Source organism: Salegentibacter sp. (genome assembly GCF_041642575.1).
Taxonomy (GTDB): Bacteria; Bacteroidota; Bacteroidia; order Flavobacteriales; family Flavobacteriaceae; genus Salegentibacter.
In genome coordinates this window covers 1-2,489 of the sequence record NZ_JBEPWD010000178.1, presented here as the reverse complement: position 1 = coordinate 2,489, position 2,489 = coordinate 1, and the positions used below count along the sequence as shown (strand labels likewise).

Sequence of the window (2,489 nt, the reverse complement as noted above, 5' to 3'; positions counted from 1 at the left end):
GTATTGGTGAAGGCACTCAAATTGGTGCCGGGGCTTCGGTGATTCCCGGAATTAAAATCGGGAAATGGGCCACTATTGGCGCCGGTGCAGTAGTTATTAAAGATATACCCGATTTTGCTGTGGTAGTGGGGAATCCCGGAAAAATTATAAAGTATTCAAATGAGTAAGGAAAAAATATGGCTCTCCTCTCCACATATGGGAGGAAAAGAGCTGGAATATATACATGAAGCTTTTGAACACAACTGGATAGCGCCATTAGGGCCAAATGTTAGTGGTTTTGAGCAAGATATTAAGGACTATATATTTTCGGAAAGAGAAAAGAGTGGCGAGGTGGCGGCTCTGAGTTCCGGGACGGCGGCATTGCATCTGGCCTTAATACAGCTTGGCGTGGAGCTGGGGGATGAAGTACTGTGCCAGACTATGACCTTTGCAGCTTCGGCCAATCCGATAGTTTATTTGGGTGCGACTCCTGTTTTTATAGACAGTGAGGAAGATACCCTGAATATCTGTCCGGAAGAATTGGAGCGAGCTATAAAAGACCGGATCGCTAAGGGAAAAAAGCCTAAGGCTTTAATCGCAGTTCATTTATACGGTACTCCTTATAAAATTGAAGAGGTTAATAAAGTTGCTTCAGTATTTGGGATTCCGGTGATTGAAGATAGTGCAGAAGCATTGGGAAGTTCTTATAAGGGACAAAAATGTGGAACCTTTGGGGAGTTTGCTATTCTTTCATTTAACGGAAATAAGATCATAACAACTTCCGGAGGTGGAGCTTTGGTGACCAAGAGTCAGAAGGCCAAGGAAAAAACAATTTTTCTTGCAACCCAGGCAAGGGATGCGGCGCCACATTATCAGCATTCAGAAATCGGTTACAATTATCGCCTGAGCAATGTTTCTGCGGGAATTGGGAGAGGACAGATGCTGGTTTTGAATAAAAGGGTTACTGCCCGAAGGGCAATGCACGAATTTTACGTAGATTTGTTTCGTGAAATAAAAGGAGTAGAAGTGCACTCAGTTCCGAATGAGGATTATTTTAGCAATCACTGGTTAAGCGTGATTAAAGTTGATGAGAAAAAAACCGGAGGAATAAACCGGGAAAACCTGCGTTTACATCTGGAAAAAGACAATATTGAAAGTCGTCCCTTATGGAAACCCATGCATATGCAACCGGTTTTTAAAGCTGCTCCATATTATGGAAAAGGTATTGCTGAAGCTCTTTTCAAAGACGGTTTATGTCTTCCATCCGGGTCTAATCTGAATGACGATGACCGAAGCAGGATAAGCCGGAAGATAAAAGAGTGCTTTAAGAATTAAGAAAATATGAGGAATTTATCTAAAGTCCTTAAAAATATAGTAGCAGGAGCAGACAGTTCCTTAGATCTGCGGAATATGCGGTACCTGCCAAGGTGGGCGATACTTCTCATTGATATTTCTCTGGTGGCTGTTTCTACCCTGTTTACGGTACTTATTGTAATAGACCTTACTCCCCAATATTATACCCTGCTGAGTTTTTATGATAAAGGGATCCTGATCGTTGCAGTACATATTTTTTATTTCTATATTTTTAAAACCTATGCCGGTATCATCCGGCATTCCTCGAATATTGATGCTCTTAAGCTGCTGCTGGCTACGCTGAGTTCGTTTTTTACCCTGGTTCTCATAAGTTATATTACGTATTTCGTAATAGGAGAAAAGATCTTTTTGATAGGAGGTTTGTTAATAAACCTTTGTGCGGCTTTCTCCTTACTATTTCTTTTCAGGTTAGGGGTGAAACAGGTGTATGAATATTTCAAAATGGTTCAGAAAAACGAACAACTCATCAATGCGGTGATTATCGGGGCCGATGAAAATGCGATCTCGGTGGCCGGTGCCCTGGACATTGAGCATCCAAAGAGGTTTAAAGTTGTGGGCTTCCTGACCCAGGAAAAATTAAATAAAAGTATTCGCTTATTAGATAAGCCTGTGTTAAGCCATAAGGGTAAAGTTCACAAAGCGGTAGAATCTCTCAATGCCGATGCAATAATCCTTTCGGAATTTAATTTAACTGCTGAAGAAAAATTCGGTATTGTTGAGGATTGTCTTGAACACGATATCAAGGTTTATAATGCGCCTATAGTTTCCAGCTGGGGCCATGGGGAACCTATAGCCCAGAAAGTTAAATCCCTGCAGATCGAAGATTTGCTGGAAAGAGAACCAATTAAACTGGATGTTGAAAACAAGATCGAACAGCTTACCGGAAAGACCATCCTTGTTACGGGGGGAGCAGGGTCTATAGGAAGCGAGATCGTTAGACAGGTCGCGAATTATAATCCGAAGAGGCTTATTATTCTGGACCAGGCTGAAACTCCTCTACACAATTTAAAACTGGATATCGAATCCAGGTTTCCGGATCTAAATTGTAAATTCATTATTTGCGATGTTGGAAATATACGAAGGCTGGAACTGATGTTCCGCAATAATGATATTGATGTAATTTATCATGCGGCGGC

The 2,489-nt window shown here is 41.5% G+C and carries 2 protein-coding genes and 1 pseudogene; all 3 read left to right on the top strand.

Annotated features, from left to right (window positions below):
* A pseudogene (locus tag ACESK1_RS13055) lies at positions 1 to 167 on the top strand (acetyltransferase); the annotation flags it as partial.
* On the top strand, positions 160 to 1,314 hold the full coding sequence (locus ACESK1_RS13050; RefSeq protein WP_372920611.1) for a DegT/DnrJ/EryC1/StrS family aminotransferase: 1,155 nt from the start codon (positions 160 to 162) through the stop codon (positions 1,312 to 1,314). The pseudogene ACESK1_RS13055 and the gene ACESK1_RS13050, both read left to right, overlap by 8 nt.
* Before the next feature lie 6 nt (positions 1,315 to 1,320).
* A partial coding sequence (locus ACESK1_RS13045; RefSeq protein WP_372920610.1) for a polysaccharide biosynthesis protein occupies positions 1,321 to 2,489 on the top strand: 1,169 nt, incomplete at its 3' end.

Bases quoted from the DNA above. Each gene is read 5' to 3' on its own strand.
- ACESK1_RS13050 (WP_372920611.1), top strand. From the start codon at position 160: ATGAGTAAGGAAAAAATATGGCTCTCCTCTCCACATATGGGAGGAAAA.